This is a genomic window from bacterium, assembly GCA_024224155.1.
Classification (GTDB): Bacteria; Acidobacteriota; Thermoanaerobaculia; order Multivoradales; family JAHEKO01; genus CALZIK01.
In genome coordinates, this window is the sequence record JAAENP010000488.1 from 1 (window position 1) to 1,111 (window position 1,111).

Here is a 1,111-nt window from a genome sequence, read left to right on the forward strand (position 1 = left end):
AGATCTTCCGGGTCACGCGGAATGCCAATACCGAGCGGGACGAGGAGGAAGCCGAGGATCTGCTGAACCTGATCGAGACCGAGCTGCGCGACAGGAAGTTCGCGCCCTTCGTCCGCCTGGAGATCCACAACGGCATGGACCCGGTGCGCCGCGGCATGCTCGCCGCCGAGCTCGGCCTGGACGAGGACATGGACGTCTTTCAGTCCGAGATCCTGCTCGGCATCAAGGACCTGATGGAGCTCGCCGGCCTCGGCATCCCCGAGCTGCACGACCCCGATCACCACCCGATCACCAACGTCAAGCTGCAGGACAACCGGAGCATCTTCCATCTGATCCGTGAATCCGGCCCGATCCTGCTGCACCATCCCTACGAGTCCTTCACCACCTCGGTCGAGCGCTTCGTCCGCGAGGCGAGCAGGGATCCCAAGGTGCGGGCGATCAAGATGACGCTCTACCGGACCTCGGCCGACACCGAGATCATCGAGTACCTTCTGGATGCGGTGCGGAACGGCAAGCAGGTTGCGGTTGCGGTCGAGCTCAAGGCGCGCTTCGACGAGGCGGCGAACATCCGCTGGGCCAGCCGGCTGGAGGACGCCGGTATTCACGTGACCTATGGCGTGCTCGGCCTCAAGACCCACTCGAAGGTGATCCTAGTGGTCCGCCAGGACTTCAACGGGCTCAGGCGTTACGCCCACATCGGCACCGGCAACTACCATGCCGGGACGGCGAGGATCTATTCGGACCTCGGCCTCCTGACCTGCGACGACGACATCGGCAGCGACCTGACGGAGCTGTTCAACTACCTGACCAGCGGCTGCAAGCCGTCCCGGCGCTACCGCCGGTTGCTGACCGCGCCGAAGTTCCTCAAGAAGGCCTTGCTCAGCAAGATCGAGCGCGAGATCGAGGGTCATTCCAAGGCATCGCCGGGACTGATCCGGTTCAAAACCAACGCGCTCGAGGATGCCGATATTACCGAAGCGCTCTATCGCGCCTCGCGCGCCGGTGTCAAGGTCGAGCTGATCGTGCGGGACAGCTGCCGGCTGCGTCCCGGCCTGCCGGGCATCTCTGAAACCGTGTCGGTCGTCAGCATTGTCGGGCGCTTCCTCGAGCA

Annotated in this window: 1 protein-coding gene; it reads left to right on the forward strand. The window is 64.3% G+C overall.

Annotation, left to right across the window (positions count from 1 at the left end; translation table 11 throughout):
* The coding region (locus GY769_23360; GenBank protein MCP4204857.1) for a polyphosphate kinase at positions 1-1,111 on the forward strand (1,111 nt) is incomplete at both ends.